General features: G+C 53.5%; 2 protein-coding genes. Both read right to left on the bottom strand.

The genetic code is table 11. From position 1 onward, the window contains the following. Positions 1 to 273: hypothetical protein (locus ACFQRK_RS24000; RefSeq protein WP_379010969.1), on the bottom strand; the 273-nt coding region annotated here is incomplete at its 3' end. 109 nt (positions 274 to 382) lie between these two features. After that, on the bottom strand, positions 383 to 547 hold the full coding sequence (locus ACFQRK_RS23995; protein ID WP_379010970.1) for a response regulator transcription factor: 165 nt from the start codon (positions 545 to 547) through the stop codon (positions 383 to 385). Positions 548 to 663 lie beyond the last annotated feature (116 nt).

The following is a 663-nucleotide window of genomic DNA, read 5'->3' as shown; positions in this document are numbered from 1 at the left end:
TGGGGCGGAGGTGGCGGTGGATGGTTGGTCCTCGCCTGGCTGCGTCTCGGTTGGTCGCGTCTTGGACGGTTTCGATAAGGCCTCCTCGGCTTTGTCGAGGCCCTTGTCTATGGCACGGTCGGTTTTCCGCTCGATGCGCTGCTTAACCTTTCGCTCCACTTTCTTGCCCAGTTTATCCAATAACTGGCCGTGGGCCGATGAAGCGGTGATGGCCAGCAGTATGCAAATGAAGCAACAACGGAAGCTGCGCGTTGTACAAATCAGGGTTTCCATGGTGAGCGTTTGTTTATACCTTGCGGCGATGCGAAACAATAACGGCATCGACAGTACAAAACTATCAGTGTAAGACACGATAGGCAATAGTGATTTATCACTAATGGCGTTAAATCAAACCATGGTTTACGGCGTACGCGGTGAGTTCACTGCTTGTGTAGCAACCCGCTTTTTTGAGGAGCCGCTGCCGGTGGTTTTCTACCGTATTTTTGGTGATGCCCAAGGCGGAAGCAATCAGTTTGCTCGTGTGTCCGGCAGCAAGGAGCCGAATCACGTCCTTTTCACGTGGGGTGAAAACGGGAATGCCGTGGAACCTTTCGGGGTCATCCTGCAGCGATTTACTGCGGATGAGCAGGGACTCCCCACGGTTGACCTCCAGGATGACCAACT

The sequence above is a fragment of the Parapedobacter sp. GCM10030251 genome (assembly GCF_042666505.1).
Classification (GTDB): domain Bacteria; phylum Bacteroidota; class Bacteroidia; order Sphingobacteriales; family Sphingobacteriaceae; genus Parapedobacter.
Note: the sequence above shows the minus strand (reverse complement) of the source record. Positions and strands in the feature narration are given on the sequence as shown.